The organism is Leifsonia shinshuensis (assembly GCF_022606355.1).
Classification (GTDB): Bacteria; Actinomycetota; Actinomycetes; order Actinomycetales; family Microbacteriaceae; genus Leifsonia; species Leifsonia shinshuensis_B.
In genome coordinates this window covers 47,202-70,463 of the sequence record NZ_JAHHZQ010000003.1, presented here as the reverse complement: position 1 = coordinate 70,463, position 23,262 = coordinate 47,202, and the positions used below count along the sequence as shown (strand labels likewise).

The 23,262-nt window shown below is 70.2% G+C and carries 20 protein-coding genes; 14 read left to right on the top strand and 6 right to left on the bottom strand.

All coding sequences use genetic code 11. From position 1 onward, the window contains the following. Positions 1 to 41 precede the first annotated feature (41 nt). The 4 genes from KNO15_RS11895 to KNO15_RS11880 are packed head-to-tail and all read left to right on the top strand — an operon-like array spanning position 42 to position 5,400. Entirely contained in the window at positions 42 to 995 is a 954-nt protein-coding gene (locus tag KNO15_RS11895) for a carbohydrate ABC transporter permease (protein ID WP_241703960.1), read from the top strand. Further along, entirely contained in the window at positions 995 to 1,900 is a 906-nt protein-coding gene (locus KNO15_RS11890; RefSeq protein ID WP_241703959.1) for a carbohydrate ABC transporter permease, read from the top strand. The genes KNO15_RS11895 and KNO15_RS11890 overlap by 1 nt, the downstream gene beginning before the upstream one ends. Next, positions 1,901 to 4,189 (top strand): alpha-xylosidase, encoded by a 2,289-nt coding sequence (yicI, locus tag KNO15_RS11885; protein ID WP_241703958.1) that lies wholly within the window; start codon positions 1,901 to 1,903, stop codon positions 4,187 to 4,189. A gap of 32 nt (positions 4,190 to 4,221) precedes the next feature. Then, a complete protein-coding gene (locus KNO15_RS11880; RefSeq protein ID WP_241703957.1) occupies positions 4,222 to 5,400 on the top strand; it encodes an ROK family transcriptional regulator in 1,179 nt (392 codons plus the stop codon). Between the two features lie 59 nt (positions 5,401 to 5,459). Here the strand turns inward: KNO15_RS11880 and KNO15_RS11875 are convergent, their stop codons facing one another. Beyond that, positions 5,460 to 6,701 (bottom strand): Gfo/Idh/MocA family protein, encoded by a 1,242-nt coding sequence (locus tag KNO15_RS11875; protein WP_241703956.1) that lies wholly within the window; start codon positions 6,699 to 6,701, stop codon positions 5,460 to 5,462. Between the two features lie 223 nt (positions 6,702 to 6,924). Here KNO15_RS11875 and KNO15_RS11870 point away from each other — a divergent pair, with 223 nt between their 5' ends. Together KNO15_RS11870 and KNO15_RS11865 are read left to right on the top strand one after the other, a co-directional pair. After that, the gene (locus KNO15_RS11870) at positions 6,925 to 8,154 is read left to right on the top strand and encodes a multidrug effflux MFS transporter (RefSeq protein WP_241703955.1); all 1,230 of its coding nucleotides are present in this window, start codon (positions 6,925 to 6,927) and stop codon (positions 8,152 to 8,154) included. A 91-nt stretch (positions 8,155 to 8,245) separates the two neighbouring features. Then, complete coding sequence (locus KNO15_RS11865; protein ID WP_241703954.1) at positions 8,246 to 8,935, top strand: phosphatase PAP2 family protein; 690 nt, start codon at positions 8,246 to 8,248, stop codon at positions 8,933 to 8,935. Positions 8,936 to 9,042: 107 nt separating this feature from the next. Here KNO15_RS11865 and KNO15_RS11860 read toward each other — a convergent pair whose 3' ends face one another. Beyond that, on the bottom strand, positions 9,043 to 9,906 hold the full coding sequence (locus KNO15_RS11860; protein ID WP_241703953.1) for an aminoglycoside phosphotransferase family protein: 864 nt from the start codon (positions 9,904 to 9,906) through the stop codon (positions 9,043 to 9,045). 17 nt (positions 9,907 to 9,923) lie between these two features. On the opposite strand from KNO15_RS11860, the gene KNO15_RS11855 reads away from it, so the two are divergent. Continuing rightward, entirely contained in the window at positions 9,924 to 10,532 is a 609-nt protein-coding gene (locus KNO15_RS11855; protein ID WP_241703952.1) for a GNAT family N-acetyltransferase, read from the top strand. A 27-nt stretch (positions 10,533 to 10,559) separates the two neighbouring features. Here KNO15_RS11855 and KNO15_RS11850 read toward each other — a convergent pair whose 3' ends face one another. Together KNO15_RS11850 and KNO15_RS11845 are read right to left on the bottom strand one after the other, a co-directional pair. Then, complete coding sequence (locus tag KNO15_RS11850; RefSeq protein WP_241703951.1) at positions 10,560 to 11,126, bottom strand: hypothetical protein; 567 nt, start codon at positions 11,124 to 11,126, stop codon at positions 10,560 to 10,562. After that, a complete protein-coding gene (locus KNO15_RS11845) occupies positions 11,123 to 11,368 on the bottom strand; it encodes a hypothetical protein (RefSeq protein WP_241703950.1) in 246 nt (81 codons plus the stop codon). The genes KNO15_RS11850 and KNO15_RS11845 overlap by 4 nt, the downstream gene beginning before the upstream one ends. Before the next feature lie 145 nt (positions 11,369 to 11,513). Here KNO15_RS11845 and KNO15_RS11840 point away from each other — a divergent pair, with 145 nt between their 5' ends. The 7 genes from KNO15_RS11840 (at position 11,514) to KNO15_RS11810 (ending at position 19,866) form a co-directional block, all read left to right on the top strand. Then, positions 11,514 to 12,548: a LacI family DNA-binding transcriptional regulator gene (locus KNO15_RS11840; protein WP_241703949.1), complete on the top strand. Its 1,035-nt coding sequence runs from the start codon at positions 11,514 to 11,516 to the stop codon at positions 12,546 to 12,548. A 111-nt stretch (positions 12,549 to 12,659) separates the two neighbouring features. Then, positions 12,660 to 13,901 (top strand): ABC transporter substrate-binding protein, encoded by a 1,242-nt coding sequence (locus tag KNO15_RS11835; protein ID WP_241703948.1) that lies wholly within the window; start codon positions 12,660 to 12,662, stop codon positions 13,899 to 13,901. A gap of 61 nt (positions 13,902 to 13,962) precedes the next feature. Next, positions 13,963 to 14,910, top strand: a complete 948-nt coding sequence (locus tag KNO15_RS11830) for a carbohydrate ABC transporter permease (protein WP_241703947.1) — start codon at positions 13,963 to 13,965, stop codon at positions 14,908 to 14,910. Further along, positions 14,907 to 15,797 carry a carbohydrate ABC transporter permease gene (locus KNO15_RS11825; RefSeq protein ID WP_241703946.1) on the top strand — a complete coding sequence of 297 codons (891 nt, stop codon included), beginning with the start codon at positions 14,907 to 14,909 and terminating at the stop codon, positions 15,795 to 15,797. Before KNO15_RS11830 ends, KNO15_RS11825 begins: the two co-directional genes overlap by 4 nt. Then, a complete protein-coding gene (locus tag KNO15_RS11820) occupies positions 15,797 to 17,077 on the top strand; it encodes a family 1 glycosylhydrolase (RefSeq protein ID WP_241703945.1) in 1,281 nt (426 codons plus the stop codon). Before KNO15_RS11825 ends, KNO15_RS11820 begins: the two co-directional genes overlap by 1 nt. A gap of 28 nt (positions 17,078 to 17,105) precedes the next feature. Beyond that, positions 17,106 to 18,620, top strand: a complete 1,515-nt coding sequence (gene arfA, locus KNO15_RS11815) for an arabinosylfuranosidase ArfA (protein WP_241703944.1) — start codon at positions 17,106 to 17,108, stop codon at positions 18,618 to 18,620. 46 nt (positions 18,621 to 18,666) lie between these two features. Then, positions 18,667 to 19,866: an AAA family ATPase gene (locus tag KNO15_RS11810; protein WP_241703943.1), complete on the top strand. Its 1,200-nt coding sequence runs from the start codon at positions 18,667 to 18,669 to the stop codon at positions 19,864 to 19,866. A 51-nt stretch (positions 19,867 to 19,917) separates the two neighbouring features. Here KNO15_RS11810 and KNO15_RS11805 read toward each other — a convergent pair whose 3' ends face one another. Both KNO15_RS11805 and KNO15_RS11800 read right to left on the bottom strand, forming a co-directional pair. Next, the gene (locus KNO15_RS11805) at positions 19,918 to 21,456 is read right to left on the bottom strand and encodes an MFS transporter (RefSeq protein ID WP_241703942.1); all 1,539 of its coding nucleotides are present in this window, start codon (positions 21,454 to 21,456) and stop codon (positions 19,918 to 19,920) included. Positions 21,457 to 21,514: 58 nt separating this feature from the next. After that, the gene (locus KNO15_RS11800) at positions 21,515 to 23,251 is read right to left on the bottom strand and encodes an amidohydrolase (RefSeq protein WP_241703941.1); all 1,737 of its coding nucleotides are present in this window, start codon (positions 23,249 to 23,251) and stop codon (positions 21,515 to 21,517) included. Between the last annotated feature and the right edge of the window lie 11 nt (positions 23,252 to 23,262).

Below are 23,262 nucleotides of genomic sequence, written 5' to 3'. Positions count from 1 at the left end.
CGGGAGGAACTGAGGAACGGATCGCGACGCACGGAGGAAAGATGAGTGTAGTGAGTGTGCGGCGGCCGACGCGCAAGCGCAGCGAAGCGCTGCTGCCGGACAGCGGCCGCGGGTCGTTCTGGTGGTACCTGCTGCCGGGGTTCGTCCTGCTCGCGGTGATCGTGCTGATCCCGCTGGTGTGGAACATCTACCTCAGCTTCACCAGCTACCGCGGCATCCGGCCGCCCAAGTTCATCGGCGTGACCAACTGGGTGCGCCTGTTCGGCGACGAGAAGTTCTGGACCTCGTTCGGCAACTCGATCGCCATGATCATCGCGATGGTCGTCATCCCGACGCTCGTCGGCCTGGTGCTGGCGGCCATGCTGTTCGACCTCGTCGGCAAGAAGTTCGGCGGAAAGCTCGCGAGCTTCCTGCGCGCCACCTACTATCTGCCGCAGATCCTCCCCGTGGTCATCGCGGCCATCGTGATCGGCTGGATCCTGCGGCCCGACAACGGTGCGCTCAACACGATGCTCGCCGCGATCGGCCTGGGCGACCTCCAGCACAACTGGCTGGGCAGCCCCGACACGGCGCTCGCGTCGATCATGGCCGTGATGGTCTGGGTGCAGATCGGCTACCCGGTGGTCATCTTCATGGCCGCCCTCCAGCGCGTCGACCCCGAGCTGTACGAGGCGGCGGAGCTCGACGGGGCCAACTGGTTCCAGCGGTTCCGCTCGATCACCGTGTCCATCATCCGGCCTGAGATCTTCGTGGTAACCCTCACCTGCACGATCGCGGCCCTCAAGGTCTTCGGCCCGGTCTACACCCTGACCCGCGGCGGCCCCGGCACCGCGACCATGGTGCCCAGCTACTACTCGTACAGCGAGTTCTTCCAGAGCCAGCAGGTCGGTTACGGAGCCACGATCGCGACGGCGCTCACCGTCGTCATCGTCGCGGTCTCCATCCTCTTCATCGTCGCCCAGAACCGGGCCGAGCGCAGGGAGAACGAGCGCTGATGTCCACCACGATCTCGCGCGAGGGGGCCCCGGCCTCCACCGCACAGGCACCCGCGCAGCGCAAGCTCAAGCGGCAGAAGCCGAAGAAGACCGCGACCGACTGGATCATCCTGGTCGTCGCCATCGTCATCGGCGTCGCGATCGCCTTCCCGTTCCTGCTCATCCTGCTGAACTCGTTCAAGAGCCCGACGGACTACAACACCGGCGGCCCGCTCCAGCTGCCGACGCACCTCTACACCGACGGACTCGTCAACTTCTGGAACCGGGTGAACTTCCCGCAGAAGCTGTGGAACTCCGTCTTCATCTCGGGCGTCGTGTCGATCCTCGCCGTGGTCATCTCGGTGCTGAACGCCTACGCGCTGGGGATCGGCCGGGTGAAGGCCCGGCTGTGGATCATCGTGCTCTTCCTGCTGGCGAACATGCTGCCGCAGGAGGCCCTGCTCTACCCGCTGTACTACATGTTCAAGCAGGTGGGCCTCTACGACAACGTGTGGAGCGTCATCATCATCTTCACGGTGATCCAGAGCGCGTTCGGCACCTATCTGCTGTCCAGCGTCTACGGCACCTTCCCCAAGGAGGTGCTGGAGGCCGCCTCGCTCGACGGCGCCGGCCGCTGGCGCATCCTGTGGCGGGTCGTCGTCCCGATCTCGCGGCCGACGCTGAGCGTGCTGCTCATCTTCTTCTTCATCTGGACGTGGAACGAGTTCCTCATCCCGCTCACGTTCCTGGTCTCGAACGACAACCAGACCGTGCCCGTCGCCATCAGCGTGCTGCAGGGCGACCGGCTCATGGATGTCACCACGACCTCCGCGTCAGCGCTGCTGGGACTCATCCCCACGCTCATCTTCTTCCTCATCTTCCAGCGCACCCTCACGCGCGGCATCACAGCAGGAGCTGTCAAGTAAATGAAGTTCACCGATGGTTTCTGGCAGCTCCGCGACGGCGTCACGCCGGTCTACGCCCAGGAGGCGTACGACGTGTGCGCCGGCGACGGGGAGGTCACGATCACCGCGCCGGGCAAGGTCATCGAGCGCCGCGGCGACACCCTCAACCGGCCGACTCTGACGATCACCCTCAGCTCGCCGCTGCCCGACGTGATCGGCGTGCGCGTCGACCACTGGCAGGGGGTCCGCGACGAGCGCGGCTTCGCGCTCGCCTCCGAGGAGGGCCACGTCGCCGTCTCGGCCGATGAAGCATCGGCGACGCTGCGCGCCGGCTCCCTCGCGGCGACCGTCACGCGCGGCGCCCCCTGGTCGCTCGCCTTCACGGCGGACGAGCACGGGGAGCAGCGCGTGCTGACCTCCAGCGGCCACAAGTCGCTCGGCTACATGACCGTGGAGGGCGAAGGCGCGTTCGTGCACGAGCAGCTGGCGCTCGGTGTCGGCGAACTCGTCTACGGCCTCGGCGAGCGGTTCGGTCCGCTCGTGAAGAACGGCCAGACCGTCGACATCTGGAACGCGGACGGCGGCACGTCGAGCGAGCAGGCCTACAAGAACATCCCGTTCTACCTGACCAACCGTGGCTACGGCGTCTTCGTGAACCACCCCGGCCACGTCTCCTACGAGGTCGGCTCGGAGTCGGTGGAGCGCGTGCAGTTCTCGGTCGCGGGCGAGAGCCTCGAGTACTTCGTGATCTACGGGCCGACGCCCGCGCAGATCCTGGAACGGTACACCGCACTGACCGGCCGGCCGGCCGCCGTGCCGGCGTGGTCGTACGGACTGTGGCTCAGCACGAGCTTCACGACGTCGTACGACGAGGCGACGGTGACCTCCTTCATCGACGGGATGGCCGAGCGCGACCTGCCGCTGTCGGTGTTCCACTTCGACTGCTTCTGGATGCGCGAGTTCAACTGGTGCGACTTCGAGTGGGACCCGCGCACGTTCCCGGACCCGGACGGGATGCTCGCGCGCCTGCACGACAAGGACCTCCGCGTCTGCGTGTGGATCAACCCGTACATCGGCCAGCGTTCGCCGCTCTTCGCGGAGGCCGCTGCTGCCGGCTACCTGGTGAAGCTGCCGAACGGCGACGTCTGGCAGTGGGACCTCTGGCAGGCCGGCATGGGGCTCGTGGACTTCACGAACCCGGACGCGACCCGTTGGTACCAGGACAAGCTGCGCGCGCTCGTCGCGCAGGGCGTCGACTGCTTCAAGACCGACTTCGGCGAGCGGATCCCGACCGGGGTGGAGTACTTCGACGGTTCCAGCCCCGAGCGCATGCACAACCTCTACACCCAGCTCTACAACGAGGCCGTGTTCGAAGTGCTCACCGAGTCGCGGGGCGAGGGGGACGCCGTGCTGTTCGCCCGCTCGGCGACGGCCGGCGGCCAGACGATGCCGGTCCACTGGGGCGGGGACAACACCTCCAGCTACGAGTCGATGGCGGAGACCCTCCGCGGCGGGCTGTCGCTCGCGCTCAGCGGCTTCGGTTTCTGGAGTCACGACATCGGCGGGTTCGAGGGCACTCCCGACCCCGGCGTGTTCAAGCGCTGGACCGCGTTCGGTCTGCTGTCGAGCCACTCGCGCCTGCACGGCAGCGACTCGGTGCGCGTGCCGTGGGCGTTCGACGAGGAGGCCGTGGACGTCACCCGCGTCTTCACCAAGCTGAAGCTGCGGCTGATGCCCTACCTGTTCGCGGCCGGCCGGGAGGCGCACGTCTCCGGCCTTCCGGTGATGCGGCCGATGCAGCTCGAGTTCGCGGGCGACCCGGCGGTCGACTACCTCGACCGGCAGTACCTGCTCGGATCCGACGTGCTCGTGGCGCCGGTGTTCTCGCCGGCCGACGTCACGTTCTATCTGCCGTCGGGAACCTGGACCCGCCTGCCGCTCGACCTCGGTTCGCTGGTCGAGGGCGGCGCGACCGTCGAGACCGTGGCGGGCGGCCGCTGGCTGCACGAGACACACGGCTTCGACAGCCTCCCCCTGTACGTGCGCGAAGGCGCGGTGCTGCCCATCGGCGCGCGCGACGACCGCCCCGACTACGACTACCGCGACGGGCTCACGCTCGCGGTGTTCGCCGGACCCGACGGCACCCGCACGGTGAGCGTGACGACGCCCGACGGCGCGGTGGCCGAGCACGCGGTGACGCGTTCGGGATCGACGCTCACGGCCTCCGGGCCGGACGGCTTCGATTTCACTCTTCTCGACGTCGCGACCGGCCGGACCGCTGCATCGTCCGGAGGGCGCGCGGAGCTGTAAACGCGCGGAGCTGTAATACAGTAACCGGGACCATGAACGGCAAGACGACGGGGACGAACCTCGACACGGTGCGACGGCACAACCTCGCCACGGTGCTCGGGATGGTGCACCGCGGCGGCCCGGTCGCGCGCTCCGCGCTGACCCTGGCGACCGGTCTGAACCGGTCCACGATCGGCGCGCTGGTCGCCGAGCTGGTCGAGCAGGGACTCGTGCTCGAACGCGAGCCGGAGACGAGCAACCGGGTCGGGCGGCCGTCGCCGGTCGTCGCCGCCGACGGCCGCGTCGTCGCGCTCGCGGTGAACCCCGAGATCGACGCGGTCACCGTCGGCGTCGTCGGGCTCGACGCGCAGGTGCACCGCCGGGTGCGCTATCCCACCGGCCACGTGCCGACCGCCCAGGAGGCCGCCGCGATCGCCTCCGCGGTGATCGACGGGCTCCGTCCCGACCTGGCGTCGGCCTCCCGGGTCGTCGGCATCGGGGTCGCGGTGCCCGGTCTCGTCCGCGAGGACGACGGGGTGGTGCGGCTCGCCCCGCACTTGGAGTGGGCGGAGGAGCCCTTCGCCGCCGAGCTCGCCGCCGCGACGGGCTACCCGGTGCTCGCGGCCAACGACGCGCACCTGGGCGCGAACGCCGAGCGGCTGTTCGGCGCGGGGAAGGGCGCCGCCGACCTCGTCTACCTGAACGGCGGAGCCTCCGGCATCGGCGCAGGCGTCATCGTCGGGGGAGCGCCGTTGACCGGCATCAGCGGGTACGCGGGCGAGCTCGGTCACACCCTCGTGAACTCCGGCGGCGTGCGCTGCCACTGCGGCGCGATCGGGTGCCTGGAGACCGAGGTGAGCCAGCGCGCGCTGCTGCGCGTGCTCGGGCTGGAGTCGGCCGATCCCGACGAGCTCGCCCGGGCGCTTCGCGTCGCGGTGGAGGCCGGCGCTGCCGAGGTGACCGCGGAGGTCGACCGGCAGCTGGGCTTCCTGGCCACGGCGCTGCGCAACGCGACCAACGTCTTCGACCCGGAGCGGATCGTGCTCGGCGGGTTCCTCGGCGCCCTCCACGAGCTCGCGCCGGAGCGCCTTCCGGAGCTGGTGGCCGCCCAGGCGCTCGCCGCCTCCGCCGAGACTCTCACGATCACGCGCGCCGCCCTCGGCAGTGACATCCTCCTCATCGGCGCCGCCGAACTCGCCTTCACCCCCCTCCTAGCCTCCCCCGCGTCCTAACCTTCCCCGCGTCCCCCTAACTGCCCCCGCGCAGCCATCGATTCCTCACTTTCTCCCGCTCACACCCGGCGTGTTGCGGGAGAAAGTGAGGAATCGATGGCTGCGGACGGGGGCGGGCCGAAGTCGGGGATGGGGAGGCGCGTGCCGCCCTGCAGGGCGCTTTCGTGCGCGATGATGCCGGGGAGCGTGTAGCGCGCGGCCTGCCAGGCGTTGACGGGCGGCAGCGCGCCGGCGTTCACCGCGCGCACGAAGTCGTCGGCGAGGAAGTGGTGGCTGCCCTCGTGGCCGTTGGTCACGTGGTCGAACTCCCGCGGCAGGCGCGCGCGGTCGTGGATGGGCGCGCTTCCCGACGTGAACGCGTCGCGCAGCGCGGGCGACACGTGCGCGAGCGACGGATCGTCCGGGGACAGCGTCGGCTTCGGCTGCAGGAGGTCGGTGATGTCGGTCACGCCCTCCTTGTCGGTGCGGTGCGACACGGTCGCCAGCTGCTCGAAACTGCCCTCGGTGCCGAAGAACCGGAATCGCGACTCCCGGATGTGCGACGGATAGCCGACGCGGCGGAACTCGTTGGTGCGGAACGATCCGCCGCCCGCCACCTCGAAGAGCGCCGTCGCGTTCGAGAAGTCGTTGCCGAACATGCTCACCTCGCGGTCGAAGACGCCGTCGCCGCGATCGTCGACGACGCCGATCGCCGAGACGCTCACCGCGTGGGTGTCCCACGCGCCGAGGATGCCGCCGATCGAGTGGGTCGGGTAGAGCAGAGGAGGGTAGCTCGCCGTCGCCTTCCACGCCTCGCCTCCCGAGTACCGGTACGCGTCGTAGAAGCCGAGGTCCATGTCGTGCACGTAGTCGCCCTCGGCGTAGAACACCCGGCCGAACGCGCCCTCCGCGATCTGAGACCGCGCGTACACGGTGGCGGGGTTGTAGTGGCTCGTCTCGCCCATCATGTAGGTGAGGCCGGTGCGGCGCACCGCGTCGATGATCGCGGCGATCTCGTCGGCGGTGATCGCCATCGGGACCGCGGAGTAGACATGCTTGCCGGCCTCCAGCGCCCGCACGACCAGCGGGCCGTGCGTCCAGCGCTGCGTGAAGATCGCGACGGCGTCGACACGCGGGTCGTCGAGGACGGCATCGAACGAGGTGATCGTGCCGTCGAGGCCGTGCTCCGCGTTCAGCCGCTCCGCCCGTTCGGGCAGCAGGTCGGTGGCGTACACCGCGCTCACTCCGGGGTGCAGCGCGAACAGCGTGGCGAACTGGCCGGCGAACTGGCCGGCGCCGACCATGGCGATGGAGAAGGTCATCTCAGTCTCTTTCCGCGCGCACCCCGCGAAAACGGGGCGATGTGCACGTTCACATTAACACCGGTGATCCGATAGCATGTAGGTGCGCCCGCAATCGAATCGATTCGAACCGGCGCCTCTCGCACCATCTCCAGCACCGCGCCCGCCGCGGTGCTGTCATTTTTGCGTCCAGCGCCGGGCGCGGCCCCTCCCACCCGCACTCCAGCAGAAGGACGTCTTTCTCGTGACCACCGTCGTGCATCCCGGAGACTCGCTCTCCGGTCGCCAGCGCCTGGCATACATCCTCATCCTCGGCGCGCTCACCGCACTCGGGCCGTTCACGATCGACATGTACCTCCCGGCGCTCCCGACCCTCGAGACCGACTTCGACGTCTCGACGGCGATGATCCAGCTCACCCTGACGGCGACCACGATCGGGTTCGGTCTCGGCCAGCTGCTCGTCGGACCGTGGTCCGACAAGGTGGGCCGCCGCACGCCGCTCATCGCCGCGACCGCCGTCCACATCCTCGCCTGCCTCGCTGCGGCGGTCGCGCCGAACGTCGAGCTGCTCGGGGTCGCGCGCGCCCTGATGGGCGTCGGCGCCGCTGCGGGCGGCGTCGTCGCGATGGCCATGGTGCGCGACCTGTTCGGAGGCCGACCGCTGGTGCGCATGCTCAGCAGGCTCGCCCTCGTCAACGGCCTCGCGCCGGTGCTGGCGCCCGTGCTCGGGTCGTGGCTGCTGCTGGTGATGCCGTGGCGGGGCATCTTCGTCGTCCTCGCCGGCTACGGCCTGTTCGTGATCGTGTGCGTCTCGTTGTGGATCGCCGAGACCCTCCCACCGGCCCGTCGGCACGACGCCGGCCACTCGACGGTCGGCCAGCGCTACCGCTCCGTGCTGAGCGACCGCGTCTTCGTGGGCATCGCCATCGTCGGTGCCGCGAACTTCACGGGCCTGTTCTCGTACCTGTCGGCCAGCCCGTTCATCTTCCAGGGCCTCTACCAGTTCACGCCGCAGGAGTACGGCCTCCTGTTCGCCGTCAACTCCATCGGCATCATCATCGGCGTGCAGTCGGCCTCCCGCCTGACCAAGTACTTCGGGCCGCAGTGGATCCTGGCGGTCTCGACGATCGTGATGCTCGCCGCCTCCCTCACCATCGTGGCGCTGGATCAAGCCCACGTCGGCATCTGGGGCGTGGCTGTGCCGTTGTGGTTCTTCATCGCGGCGTGCGGATTCGGCTTCCCCTGCGTTCAGGTGCTCGCCCTCAACAACCACGGTCACGAGGCCGGAACGGCGGCGAGCCTCCTCGGCGCCCTCAACTTCGGTGCGGCCGGCGTCTTCTCGCCGATCGTGGGGCTCCTCGGCACCAGCAGCGCGGCGCCGATGGGCGCGATGATGGCGATCTGCGCGACGGTCTCGATCGCCGCGCTGTGGCTGATCGTGCGCCCGCGAACCGTTCCCGAACTCGCGCACTGAGTACGTCAGCCTGAGGGATCCCGCCTGGGCGATCGCACCTGGGCGATCCCGCCTGGGCGATCCCTTGGAACGTGCCCGCTACGGTGGATGCATGGCGGCACCCACAAGCGACGACGTCCACCCCGCCGCGCGCATCCAGCGCCGCTGGCCGCTCATCTCGGCCTCGGTCGCGGTCGCGCTGGTGCTCGTCCTCGGCGCGATCATCGCCTTCCGGCCCGCTGAACCCTTCGCGGTCGACCTCCGCTGGATGGCGGAGGTGGTCGAGCACCGTTCTCCGGTGTGGACCGTTCCCGCCCTGTTCTTCAACTACGTCGGCGGCGGCCTCCTCGGTTCCGTGGTGATCCCGGTGGTGATCTTCGCGCTGCTGCTCGCCTTCCGCCGGCCGTGGGGCGCCGCCTTCTTCGGGATCGCGAGCATCGTCTCCGTGGTCTGCGTGCAGGTGCTCAAGCACACCGTCGACCGAGCGCGGCCGACGGACATCCTGGTGACCTCCGACACCGGTTCATTCCCGTCGGGGCATACTGCCAACGCGGCGACGATGGCCGTGGTCCTCGCCATCCTCTTCCCGCGCGTGTGGGTGTGGTGCGCCGGCGTGGCGTGGTCGCTCCTGATGGCGGTCAGCCGCACGTACCTGGGCGCGCACTGGCTGAGCGACACCATCGGCGGCCTGCTCCTGGGCGCGGGGGTCGCGGTCATCGTGTGGGCGCCGCTCGCATACCGGCTCGCAGCGGAGAGCGCGAAGCCGCACCCGTTCCTCCGGCTTCGGGCCGGCCCGGGCTGAGCCGGGCGGACTGCGCGGCCTGGCGTGAGGTGAGCGAGCGGCCGGGCCGACCTCCCTGCCCGAACGGTCCGGCGGTGAGCGTGCGCGCTCCCACGGCCCGAGCGTGCTCACTCACCCCTGGCGTGCAGAGCGAGCATTCCCACCCCGACCGCGATCGTCGGGTCGTCGCCGCTGCGCTCCGACCACGCCGCCGAGAGTCCCGCCCAGGCGAGCGTCCAGCGGAGCATCCGCCGCTCGTCGATCCCGGTCTCGTCGGCGATGACGCGTACCGTGCGCTCGAGCCGCCCGGGTGCGTGTGCAACCTCCCTGCCGGGGTTGCAGAGGATGTTCGCGAAGTCGAAGGCCGGATCGCCGTGGATGTGCTTGGGATCGATGGCGAGCCAGCCGCGCCCGCCCCGCTCGGCCTCGCCGAAGTCGAGGACGTTGCCGTGGTGGAGGTCGCCGTGCAGCACGACGTCGCCCTCGGGCTCGGCGAGCAGCGCCTCCGCCTCCTCCGCCGCGCGCGCGAACAGCCCGTCATGCTCGGTCGGATGCGCGGCGGCGTGCTCGAACAGCTCGCCGAACCAGCGCCGCAGCCCGACGAGACCGTCGGGCCTCGGGTGGTCGTCGACGGCGTGGAGGCGCAGCGCGGCGCGGCACAGGATGCGCGTCGCGGCGTCGTCGCCGTCGGCGTCGGAGGACGCGAGCGCGGCCAGGTCGCGCTCGCCGCCCGCGCGCTCGAGCAGCAGCGCATCGTCGTCCGCCGCCAGGACCGCCGCCGCGCCGCGGCCCGCCCACCAGCGCAGGACCCGCCCGCCCGCGGCCTCTTCCGCCACGGTCGCCAGTTTGAGGTACGCCGCGACGCCGTTCCTGCGGACCGGCTGCAGCACGCTCGACGGGGTCGCGAACGCCCCGCCATCCGGCACGAGCCCCCAGCGGGACCGCCACGGGGCGAGCACCGCGTCAGGGGCGGCGACGCCGGGGGAAGTCACCCTGCCATACTTTCACGGTGAGCTCGATCCGCCCGTACCGACCGACCGACCACGACGACGTCTACGACGTGTGCCTGCGCACCGGAGCGGCGGGCGCGGATGCGACGGGCCTGTACTCCGACGACGCGCTGCTGCCCGACATCTTCGCCGGCCCCTACATCGCGTACCGACCCGACCTCGCGTTCGTGGTCGACACCGGTGAGCGGGTGGCCGGATACGTCATCGCCGTCGAGGACAGCCACGCCTTCGCCCGCTGGTACGACGACAACTGGCTGCCCCGTTTCCGCACGGCTCACCCGCTCGACGCCGCTCCCAGCGAGGCGGAACGCGAGGTCATCGGCTGGGGCCTCGACCCGCGCGGCAGCATCGTTCCGGAGGTCGATCGCTACCCGGCTCACCTGCACATCGACCTGCTCCCGGAGCTGCAGCGGCAGGGTTTCGGCCGCCGCCTGCTCCAGCGACAGTTGGAGGCGTTGCGCGAGCGCGGCGTGCCGGGGGTGTTCCTGCGGGTCTCGTCCGCCAACACCTCCGCGATGGCCTTCTATGAACGGCTCGGCTTCCACGAGCTGCCGTCGAGCACCCCGGGCGCACCGGTGCTCGGCATCGCGACCGACGCGCAGCTCTGAGCGGGCGCGTTCCGCTCACGCACCCGCCTACCGCAGCCGCGGCAACCGCTCGAACCAGTACAGCAGTTCGGGGGACGCCCGGCGCAGCTGGGTCATCGTCATGAAGTCCTCTGCGCGCGTCACCGGCCGATCGAGCTCTTCCGCAACGCGCTCCATGTCCTCCGCCGACCAGAACTGGCCGCGCATCCGCAGCAGCACCCGGCCGTCGTGGCCCGTGACGAAGAGCTGTGGGAGCGTGTCGAGCGTGCTGCCGTCGTAGAGTCGCACCAGCAGGATGGAGCGCACGTCGACCGGCCGCACCAGCCGCGTCCGGCCGAAGAACCCGCGCTCCCGCACGCCGTCGGGGCGCAGGGCGATCGTGGCGCTGAAGAATCCGTAGACGCCGACGATCGTGGCGATGACGACGAGCACGTGCGCGCCGAGGACGATGGTCCAATCGCCGTCCGGGATGGTGAGCCAGTAGAGCACGGCGAAGACCGGGGTCGTCAGCGCGAGGATGGCCGTGAGGCCCCGGACGAAGAGGTCGCGGAACGGGCGCAGCACCACGACCGGTGTCACGTCCGTCTGGAGTTGCGATCCCTGCTGCCTGCTCATCGATTCGAGCCTGACGGATTCCCCTTTTCGTCGGTAGCGGCATTTTGGGGGACACGTCGGGCGCGTTCGGCCAGCGCCCGTGCCCGCAGCGAGCGCACGCGGAAGGCCGAGAGGACCGTGACCAGCACGGCCACGGCGAACAGCACGATCGTCGCGGGGTCGTGCATGGAACGACCGATCAGCACGGTCACCGCCGCGAGCACGACGGTGGCGCAGAGCTGGCTGAACATCTTCCCGGTCACAGAACATATCTAACATGCCCTGCTGGGCATCGGCCGACGGACCGCACGGATTGTGCGATGCTATCAACGTTGTAAATTCGTTCGCGGTGGTGGCCCGTTCGCAGTGGTGGCCGTTCGCGGCGGTGGTGTGGAACGAGGGGGTCTCATGGTGGCGACGCTCAAGGATGTGGCCGGCGCAGCCGGTGTCTCGGTGAAGACGGTCTCCAATGTCGTCAACGGCTACGACTTCGTGAAGGCCGCGACGCGCGTGAAGGTGCTCGCCGCGATCGAGGAGCTGGGCTACCAGCCGAATCTGGCGGCGCGCAACCTGCGCGCCGGACGGACCGGTGTGATCGGCCTGGCCGTTCCGTCGCTCAGCTTCAGCTATTTCGCCGAGCTGGCCGACGCGGTGCTGGAGGCGTCCCGGCGGCTCGGTTTCGTCACGCTGATCGAGCAGACCGGCGGCGACAGGGAGGCCGAGCTCGAGCTGCTGCGGGGTTCGCGGCTGTCGATGCTCGACGGCCTCATGTTCTCGCCTCTCGGGATGTCGATGGACGACGTGGATGCGCTGAACGTCGACTACCCGTTGGTGCTGCTGGGCGAGCGGATCTTCGGCGGACCGACCGACCATGTCGTCATGCAGAATGTCGAGGGCGGCTACGCGGCCACAGAGCATCTCATCGGCTCCGGCCGCACGCGTATCGCGGTGCTCGGCGCTCACGTGGCAGAGCGCGTGGGCTCGGCCTCCCTCCGTCTCCAGGGCTACCGTGCGGCGCTGAAGGATCACGGCCTCGATCTCGGGGACGAGCTGGTCGTGTTCCGCGAAGGGTGGCATCGCACCGACGGTGCGGCGGCGACGCAGGAGCTCCTGGACTCGGGAGTGCCGTTCGATGCGATCTTCGCCCTCAACGACGAGCTCGCGCTGGGCGCGCTGCGCGTGCTGAACCAGGAGGGCGTCCGCGTACCGGAGGATGTGGCGGTCATCGGCTTCGACAATCTCATCGAGGGCCAGTTCGCCATGCCGAGTCTCAGCACCATCGACCCGGGTCGTTCGAGCATCGCCGAGCGGGCGGTCGACGCCCTGATCGAGCGCATCGGCGACCGCAGCGGGGAGGTCGGCGCACCCCGGGTGATCGAGGTGCCGTTCACCACGGTCGTGCGCGAATCGTCGAGTGCGAACGCCTCGATACCGACCGCGTAACGGCGATTGACTTCCGGAAACCGATGATCCTATAATCCGATACAACGTTGGAATTCCAACGTTGTAAAAAACGAGGTCGGCGCGGAGCCGGTCAACGTCGAGAGGCATTCAATGAAGAAACTCATCGCAGCCGTCGCGCTCGCGGCCGGCGCGGCCGTCGCGCTCGCGGGCTGCTCCGGAAGCGGCGCGGCACCGTCCACCGGCCACGTCGATCTCACGTTCTGGCACGGGTACACCGAAGCCGACGGCAAGGTCCTCGACACGATCGTCGACGACTTCAACAAGTCGCAGAAGAACATCACCATCACCACCACGACCAAGACCTGGGCCGTCATCGGCGACACCCTGCTCCCGGCGCTCTCCGCGAAGAAGGGGCCCGACATCGTCGCCGTGCCCGCGGAGACCCTTCCGGTCTACGCGACCAAGGGCGCGTTCGCCAAGCTCGACGACTTCTACGCGGGCGACGTCAAGAACGCCAACCTCAACCCGCGCGCGGTCGAGATGGAGAAGGTCGACGGCGCCTACTACGGTGTGCCGACCGGATTCGTGCCGCTGTCGGTGATCTACAACAAGGCGCTGTTCGAGAAGGCCGGCATCACCACCTTCCCGACGACCTGGGACGAGTGGGTCGCCGATGCCAAGAAGCTCACCGATCCCTCGACCGGCCAGTACGGCCTGGCCCTCCCCGACCACGCCACGGTCGGCAACGGGGTGTGGGCCAGCCTCTTCTACGGCAACGGCGGAGAGATCGTGAGCGGGTCGAAGTCGGTCGTCGACTCCAAGGCCAACGAGGAGACGCTGAGCTACTGGTCGAAGGCCGTCATCCAGGACAAGATCTCGCCGACCGGACTCGACGGCGTCGCCTCCGACAAGCTGTTCTCCTCCGGCAAGGCGGCCATGGAGATCGGCGGCCCCTGGATGGCCGGCGTCGCCGAGGCCAACAAGATCGACTACGGCATCGCGGGCATCCCCGCCGGCCCCCAGGCCTCCGCCTCCTCAGCCATCGGAATCTCGGCCGCAGTCACCGCTCAGGCCGACCCGGCCAAGCAGGCCGCCGCGAAGAAGTTCTTCGACTACTTCTTCACGAAGGAGGTCGCGACGAAGTGGTCGCTCGGCTCTGGCTGGCCGCCGCTGCGGACCGACATCCCCGCGTCCGCGGTGTCCGCCAACCCGGTGGTGGAGGCGCTGACGAAGATCGCCGGCGACGCCCGGCCGCTGCTGCCCGGTGTGGCCAACAGCACGGATGTGCTCTCCGCCGTCGACGAGGCGACCCAGAAAGCACTGACGGGCGGCGACCCCGCCCAGCTCCTGAAGGACGCATCGACGAAGGTGCAGCAGGCGCTCGGCAAGTGATCCATCGGCGGGCCGCCGACCACCCCGGCGGCCGGCGGCCCGCCTCGTCCCGAAAGACACCATGACCAGTCTCACCCGCAACCGCCCACGGCGCGCCTACCGGCCGCCGGCGCCCCTCGGGGGCAGGCCGAGGTCGGCCCGCAGCCGGGCGCCAATGGCGCTCCTGTTCCTGCTGCCGGCGCTCGTCATCCTCATCGCCTTCGTCGGCTGGCCGATGCTGTCGGCGCTCCGGCTCTCGTTCACGAACGCGAGTGGATTCGGCGCGGAGAGCTGGGTCGGACTCGACAACTACGCGCGGATCTTCACCGACCCGCAGATCCTCGCGACGCTGGGCAACACCGCGCTCTACACGGTGCTGTTCACGCCGACGGCGCTGATCGCCGCTCTGCTGCTCGCGCTCCTGCTCGGCAACCGCCGCCTGATCGCCCGCGGCTTCTTCCGCACCGCGCTGTTCCTGCCGTTCGTGGTCTCGCTGGCGGTCGCCGCCTTCGCCTGGAGCTACCTCCTGGATCCTCAGGTCGGCCTCGTGAACTACTGGCTCCGCGGGGTCGGCATCCAACTGGGCAACGTGCTCCAGGACCCGGTGCTCGCGATGCCGACGGTCGTCCTGGTCGCGATCTGGAAGAACTTCGGCTTCTACATGGTCATCTTCATCGCCGGACTGCAGGAGATCCCCGAGTCGCTCTACGAGGCGGCGAAGATCGACGGCGCCGGCGCCTGGCGCCGCTTCGTCAGCGTGACGCTGCCGCAGCTGAGCAACACCCTGGCGTTCGTGGTGGTCTTCGCGATGATCGCCGCGCTCCAGGCCTTCGACCAGATCTACGTGATGACCGGAGGCGGCCCCTACCGCTCGACGCAGACCGTCGTGATGGAGATCTACCAGGAGGGCTTCAAGAAGCTCGACCTCGGCGGCGCGACCGCGCTCTCCTACGTGCTGCTGGCGGCGACCCTGCTGCTCAGCCTCATCCAGTTCCGCTTCTTCGGACGACGCGAGAAGGACATCGCATGACGACCACCGCCGCCCAGCGCACCGCGACGCCGCCGCGCACCGCGCCCGGCCGCGCGCGTCTCCGGATCGGGCGCAGAGCCGAACGGTGGCTGCTGTTCGCCGCCGTGCTCGTGCTGACCGCGATCGTCCTGCTTCCCGTCATCGTGATCGTACTGACCGCGTTCAAGCCGGCCGCCGAGATCAACGCCTTCCCGCCGACCCTGCTGCCGGGCGCCTGGACACTCGACAACTTCGCCAAGATCTTCAACGACCTCCCGTTCGGCCGCCTGTTCGTCAACAGCCTCGTCTTCGCGGGCGGAGTGACCGTGTTCGCCCTCGTGTTCGACTCGCTCGCCGCCTACGCCCTCGCCCGGATCGACTTCCGGGGCAGCCGAGTCCTCCTGATCGTGATCGTGGCCAGCCTGATGATCCCGTTCCAGGCGACGCTCATCCCCGTCTACCAGCTCGTCGCGCAGCTCGGCTGGGTGAACACGTTCGCCGGGTTGATCATCCCGCGCGCTGCGGACGCGTTCGGGATCTTCTTCCTCCGCCAGTTCTTCATCTCGCTGCCGCGCGACCTCGACAATGCGGCACGGATCGACGGGGCGGGCGAGTTCCGCATCTTCCGCAGCATCGTTCTCCCGAACGCCGTGCCCGCCCTGCTCACCCTCGCGATCTTCACGTTCGTGAACAACTGGAACGACCTCCTGTGGCCGCTGGTGTTCACGACGTCGCCGGAGATGGGGACGATCACCTCCGGGCTGACGCTGCTGACCGGGCCGAGCGGGATCATCCCGTACGGCACGATGATGGCCGGTTCGCTGATCGCGGTGCTCCCGCTCGCGGTCATGTTCCTGATCATGCAGCGGCGCTTCATCGAGTCGGTCGCGACGACGGGGCTGAAGTGATGGCGCCGCGCTGGTTCGAAGACGGCCGCCTCCACCTCGGGCTCGGCATCGAGGACACCTTCGTGCCGCAGTCGCGGCCGGGCGAGGGAGCGCGTCCGGCGGAGCGCGCCATCGACGAGTACGAGCTGACCGAGCACTACGAGCGGTTCGCCGGCGACTTCGAGCTCGCCGCCGGCGTCGGCGCCGAGCTCCTGCGCTGGGGCGTGCCGTGGTACCGCGTCGCTGCAGAGCCGGGCCGCTGGGACTGGGACTGGACCGACCGCGCCATCGACGCCCAGCTGACCGCCGGGCTGCGGCCGGTGATCGACCTCCTGCACTACGGCACCCCGCTGTGGCTGGATGCGGAGTTCGCCAACCCGGACTACCCGCATCACGTCGAGGAGTACGCCGCGCGATTCGGAGAGCGCTACGGCGACCGGGTGTTCGACTACACCCCCGTCAACGAGCCCGTGATCCACGCGTTGTTCTCGGGGGAGTACGGCTACTGGCCTCCGTATCTGACCGGCGCCGAGGGTTTCGCCCTCATCGCCGCCAACCTGGCCCGCGGCTTCGTGCGCAGCCAGCGCGCGCTCGCCGACCGCGTCGGAGCGTCGGCGACCTTCGTCCACGTGGATGCCGCGATGAGCTTCATCGGCGACGACGCCGCACCGGAGCACCGGGAGGAGGCCGACCGGCTCCGGCATCAGGTGCACCTCGTCGAAGACCTCGTCACCGGCCGGGTCGACGCCGGGCACCCGCTTCTGGACCGCATCGCGCCGGCGATCCCGGACCGTGAGCTGCAGTGGTTCCGCGACAACGCCGTGCAGCCGGACGTGATGGGGGTCAACTACTACCCCCGGCACTCGACCGAGCTGTTCGAGGCCGGCGTGCACCACAGCGGCGGCTTCGCCGATCCGCGGCCGAGCGTCGACCGCGGCACCGAGGGCTTGCGGGAGGCGCTGGCGGCGTTCGCCGCCCGGTACGGCGCTCCGGTGATGGTCACCGAGACCTGCGTGACGGGAAGCGTGGAGGAGCGCATCGCGTGGCTCGACCAGTCGATCGCGCTCGTGGAGCGGATGCGTGCAGAGGGCGCGCCCGTCGTCGGGTACACCTGGTGGCCGCTCTTCGACATGTACGAGTGGACCTGGCGGCACAGCGCGAACCCGCGCTCCGACCACCTGCTGACGATGGGGCTGCACGATCTGGTCGAGTCCGCCGACGGCCTCCTCCGCGTCGCGAACCCCGTCGCCGACCGCTACCGCGCGCACAGCAGCCGCCTGGCGGCGCTCGCCGGATCCTGACCCAGAACGACGACACCGGAAGAATCACATGCACTCAGCACGTCTCACCCTGCAGCCCGCCGCGACGATCGGCACGATCAACCCGCGCCTCTACGGCTCGTTCATCGAGCACCTGGGACGCGCCGTCTACGACGGGATCTACGAGCCGGGACACCCCTCGGCCGACGCGGAGGGATTCCGGACCGACGTCATCGACCTGGTGAAGGAACTCGGCGTCTCGGCGATCCGGTATCCCGGTGGCAACTTCGTCTCGGGGTTCCGCTGGGAGGACTCGGTCGGCCCGCGCGACCAGCGGCCGCCTCGGCTCGATCTCGCCTGGCACACCACGGAGACCAACGAGGTGGGGCTGCACGAGTTCCAGTCGTGGCTGGACAAAGTCGGCAGTGAGCTCATGCTCGCGGTCAATCTCGGCACCCGCGGAGTTCAGGAGGCGCTCGACCTGCTCGAGTACGCGAACCACCGTGGCGGAACGGCGCTCTCGGAGAAACGCATCGCCAACGGCCGCACCGAGCCGTTCGACGTGCGCATCTGGTGCCTCGGCAACGAGATGGACGGCCCCTGGCAGCTGGGTCACAGCTCGGCGGAGGAGTACGGGCGGCTGGCCGCGAAGACGGCGGGCGCGATGAAGGCGTACGACCCCGACCTCGAGCTCGTCGTCTGCGGCTCCTCGAGCTCGTCGATGCCGACCTTCGGCGAGTGGGAGCGGGCCACCCTGACCGAGACGTACGAGCTCGTCGACTACATCTCCTGCCACGCCTACTACGAGAACACCGGCGACCTCGGCTCCTTCCTCGCCTCCGGCGTCGACATGGACCACTTCATCCGCAGCGTCGTCGCCACCGCCGATCACGTGAAGGCCGTGCGCGGCAGCGACAAGCGCATCGACATCTCCTTCGACGAGTGGAACATCTGGTACAACACCCGCTTCGAGAATGTCGACAGGATCACCGGAACCGACAACTGGCCGATCGCCCCGCGGCTGCTGGAGGACGTCTACACCGTGGCCGACGCTGTCGTCTTCGGCAGTCTCCTGATCACGATGCTGAAGCACGCGGACCGCGTCACCAGCGCCTCCCTCGCCCAGCTGGTCAACGTGATCGCCCCGATCATGACCGAGCCGGGCGGCCCGGCGTGGAGGCAGACGACGTTCTTCCCGTTCGCGGCCACGTCCGCGCACGGTCGCGGTGTCGCCCTCGACGTCGACCTCGTCTCCGGCACCTACGCGACCGAGCGATTCGGGGACGTGCCGCTGGTGGATGCCGTGGCGACCCGCGACGAGGCCGCCGGGCGCTACGCGGTCTTTGCGGTCAACCGCTCTGTCGACGCCCCCACAGAGCTCGTGATCGACCTCGCGGCGCTCGGCGCGGCAGGCCGCGATCTGCGCGTGTCCGCACGCACGCTGTCCGACCCGGACCTCGAAGCGGCCAACACGCTCGACGACCCGGAACGCGTCGCGCCGGCCGACCTCCCGGTCGTCCGGGAGGGCGACACCCTCCGACTGGAGCTGCCCGCCGTGTCGTGGACCGAGGTGCTGCTGGGCTGACCCATCGCGGCAGCGTCGTGACAGTGGCGCCCGGTACCATCCCGGCATGATCTCCACCGTCGCCGTCTCGGGCTACCGCTCACTGCGCGACCTCGTGCTCCCGCTCGGCAGGCTGACGGTCGTGACCGGCGCCAACGGTGTCGGCAAATCGTCGCTGTACCGTGCGCTCCGGCTTCTCGCGGCGTGCGGCCGCGACGAGGTCGTCGTGGCCGTCGCGCGGGAGGGCGGGCTCGACTCGACCCTCTGGGCCGGTCCCGAGCAGATCGGGCGCTCCGTCCGGGAGGGCGCGCACGCCGTGCAGGGCGTCGTCCGACGCGGGCCCGTCGCGCTGCGGCTCGGCGTCCAGCTGGACGACGATGGCACGGGTCTCGGCTACGCGCTCGATCTGGGCCTGCCGCAGAAGAGCACCTCCGCGTTCGGCCGCGATCCCGAGCTGAAGGTGGAGACGATCTGGACGGGAGCGGCGCCGCGGCCGTCGGCGATCACGGTCGACCGGCACGGCGCGCACGTCCGCGTGCGCGGCGACGACGGAGGCTGGTCCGAGCTGGGCAGACCGCTGCGGCCGTTCGAGAGCGTCCTCACCGAGGTGGTCGATCCCGTCCGCGCGCCGGAGGCGCTCCGGATGCGCGAGCAGCTGCGCGCCTGGCGCTTCTACGACCACTTCCGCACAGACGCCGCGGCGCCGGCGCGGCTTCCGCAGCTGGGCACGCGCACGCCGGTCCTGGCGGCGGACGGCTCGGATGTCGCCGCGGCCGTGCAGACCATTCGGGAGCTGGGCGGCGGCGACGCATTCGACCGGGCCGTCGAGGAGGCGTTCCCCGGCAGTCGGGTCGAGGTCGTCGTCGACGGTGCGCAATTCTCGATCGGCGTGCGCCAGCACGGCCTGTTGCGGCCGCTGGGAGGCGCCGAGCTGTCGGACGGCACGCTGCGCTTCCTGCTCCTCGCCGCCGCGCTGCTGTCGCCCCGCCCGCCGAAACTGCTGGTCGTCAACGAGCCGGAGACGAGCCTGCACCCCGATCTGCTGGCGGCGCTGGGCTCACTGATCGTGAACGCGTCCCGAGCCGCGCAGACCGTCGTGGTGACGCACTCCGCCCTCCTGCTCGACGCCATCGCCGTGGCCGCCGATCGTGCGGGCGCGCGGGCCGAGCTGACGCGCATCGAGCTCGAGAAGAGTTTCGGCGAGACGATCGTGCGGGGTCGGGAGGGCCTCCTGGATCGCCCGAACTGGCACTGGCCGAGTCGCTAGCGCGCGATTCGTCACCGATGCACGCATTCGTGGCACGAATGTCGGGCTTCGTCACGGATGTGCGGTCGGTGTGCCGTCCTGCTCCCGTCGGGCTCGAGCGATCAGCCGGGATCCGAGGACGCCGACGACGACCGAGATCACGGCGATCGAGATCATCAGGACGCCGAATCCGTCGCGGTAGGCGGCGACGGCGGCATTGAAGACGGCCGGGTCCGGGCGCACCCCGTCTTTCGCAAAGGTTCCGACGCTCTTCAGCGCGGCGGCCACCTCCGACGCGTTCATCCCGGCGCTCAGCCGCCCGATGATCCCGTGGACCGTCAGCTGCGTCACGACGACCGTCGAGAGCGCGGTGCCGAGCGAGTAGAACAGCTGCCCGAACGTCGTGCGCGAGCTCGTCACCGGCCCGTAGAACTCCGCGGGCGCCTCGCTGAGGATCAGGGTGCCGTACGGGAGGGCGGCGGCGGTGACGCCGAGCGCGATCAGGATGCCGGCCGGCACGAACGCGAGCGGGCTGTCCGACTCGCGCGCCAGAGCGCCCGCGACGAAGCCCGCCGCCGCCAGCAGACCGCCGAGCAGCAGGGAAGTCTGGTCGCTCATCCCCCTGGTCATGAGGCGTCCGAGGAGGATCGCGCCGACGATCGAGGTGAGCGTGATCGGGAGCTGCCACAGCGCGACGGCGCTCGGAGAGAGCCCGAGCACGTACTGCCACAGGTTCGTCAGCTGCAGGAACGAGGCGGCGACGCCGAAGTTGAACACGAACCCGGCGCAGAGCGCGGCCAGGAAGAGCGGCCGGCGGAACAGCCCGACAGGGAAGAACGGCTTCGCCACACGGGTCTGCGACCACACGAAGCCGGCGAGGAGGATCGCGCCGGCCGCCATGACACCCCAGGTCAGCGGGTCGGTCAGTGAGGTCGCCAGCTGGGAGACGCCGTAGAGGAAGACGACCATCCCAGCGGTGAGGAGGAGCTGACCCCAGACGTCGCGCTTCCCCGTGAGCGTGGGCACCACGGCCGGCAGGAGGGCGAGGACGGCGATGACGCTGAGCGCCGAGAGGATCGGGACGAGCACGAACGCGAGGCGCCAGTCGGCGCTCGCGAGCAGACCGCCGGCGAAGGTGAAGGCGACGGACGAGGCGCCGGCGACGGCCGCGAAGGTCGCCACGGCCGCGGGCAGGCGTCCGGGGGCGGCCAGCACCTGGATGTACGCGAACGCGGCAGCGTACACCGCTCCGAGCCCGACACCGGAGACCGCCTGACCGGCGATGTAGACGAGCGCCGCCGGCGCCGCCGCGACCAGCAGCTGCCCCGCGATCGCCACCAGCAGGGCGATCACCAGCATCCTCCTGCGGCCGATGCGGTCGGCCAGCAGACCGGTGGTGATCACCGACGCCGCGATGGCGAGGGTCTGCATGGAGGCGGCGAGGGCCTGGTCCCCACCGACCATGTCGAGCCCGCGGCTTGCGCCGACGAGGGCCGTCGCGGCGATGTTGGGGGCGGAGCCCTGGATGGCGGCGAGCACGCCGAGCAGGGGGATGCCGAGCGAGGCGAGTGCCCGGCTCCGGGTGGCGGTGGGCGTGACGGCCGTGTTCATCGGGGGAGTTCCTCTCGGGTGCGCTGCCGGAGCGCCGTGCGCGGGGTCGTGGACGGGGTCAGGCCTGGAACGCGGGGACGCCGTCGATGTAGGTCTCGTGAACGGCGATGCTGTCCCAGCCGGCGGGGTCGCTCGACCAGGGGTCCACGTCGACGACGGCGAAGTCTGCGCGCGCGCCGTCGCGCAGTGAACCGCGGTCGTCGGCGTGGAGCTGCCAGGCTGCGTTCGTCGTGATCGCGGCGAGTGCCTGCTCCGGCGTCGCGCACTCGGCGGGTCCCAGAACGCTGCCGTCGGCCTCGAGCCGCCGCAGCACCGCCGTTCGGGCGCTGCGCAGCGGCTGGACCGTCGTGACGTTGTAGTCCGAGTGGAGGCTCGGCCGCAGTCCCGCGCGGTACGCCGACGCCACACGGTCGAGGCGTTCCGCGCGCGGCGCGCCGAGGATGGTGTCGCGGAAGGCCGCGCCCCAGTAGAGCACGTGATCCATCAGGAAGCTCGGCGAGACGCCGGCGGCGGCCATCCGGCGCAGCTGGTCGTCGGTGGTCACGGAGGCGTGCTCGAAGCGATGGCGCAGGCCGGCCCGGGTGCCGGGGAGGAGCTCCTCGGCGGCTTCCAGTGCCATCTCCACCGCGGCGTCGCCGTTGGTGTGGATCATCAGCTGCCAGCCGTCGTCGAGACCGGCCTTCATCGCTTCCCGCAGCGTCTCGGGCGTCCAGTTCGCGTGGCCGCCCGTGTCCTCGCCGAGGTAGGGCAGGAGGAAGTAGCCGGAGCGTCCCTGGTTCGAGCCGTCGGCGACGAGCTTCCACGCATCGGCGCGCACCATCGCGTCCCCGCTGAACGGCGTCACGCCGGCAGCGTGCCACGCCGCCGCGGCGTCGGCGGGGGTCGCGCAACCCGCGAGCGTCGAGAACTGCGCGGTCGACACCCGGACGGGCAGCCGCTGCGCGCCGTTCAGCTGGTGCAGCAGCGCGATCTCGCTCACGCCGGCGAGCGTCCCTGTCATCGCCTCGCGCATCGAGGTGACCCCCTGCGCGGCGAACGAGCGGAGGATCTGCCGGACGCCGCGCGCGACGTCTGCAGCGGCCGGCCGGGGGAGGTTCGCCAGCAGCATCGTGACAGCGGGGGATTCCCCGACGACGCCGGTGAGTCGGCCGTCGACCTTCTCCAGCGTCCCGCCGACGGGTGCGGGAGTCTCGTCGGTGATCCCCGCTGCCGCGAGCGCCGCGCTGTTGGCGTAGGCGAAGTGCATCGACGCGTTCAGCACGACCACAGGCCGGTCGCCCGCCACGCGGTCGAGAAGGTCGCGCGTGAGCGCCGGCTCGCCCGGGTAGAGGCTGGGGTCGAACAGCTTGGCCAGCAGGTACTCGCCCGGGGCCGTCCGCCCGGCCGCGGCCTTCAGGGCGGCGACGACGTCGTCGAAGCGCGGGCAGGCGACGTGAGACACATCCGTCCAGTCCAGTGTCAGCAACGAGACCCAGACATGCGCGTGCGGCTCGATGAGGCCCGGGATGACGACACCGTCGGGAGTGAGGACCGTCGTCGACGGACCGGTGAGGCCCTCGACCTCGGAGCGCGTGCCGATCCCGACGATCCGGCCGGCGGACACGGCCATCGCCTCGGCGGTGGGGGCGTCGGGGTGTCCCGTCGCGATCCTCCCCACCACCAGCAGGTCGGCCGCACGGCCGGCCGAGCGCTGCTCGCCGTGCCGGGCGGGCACGATGCTCTCGCCGGTGGACGCGATGGCCGGAGCCAGGCGGTCGCGGGAGGTCGGGATGGCGGAGCCGCAGCTGTCGGACATGAGGATCCCTT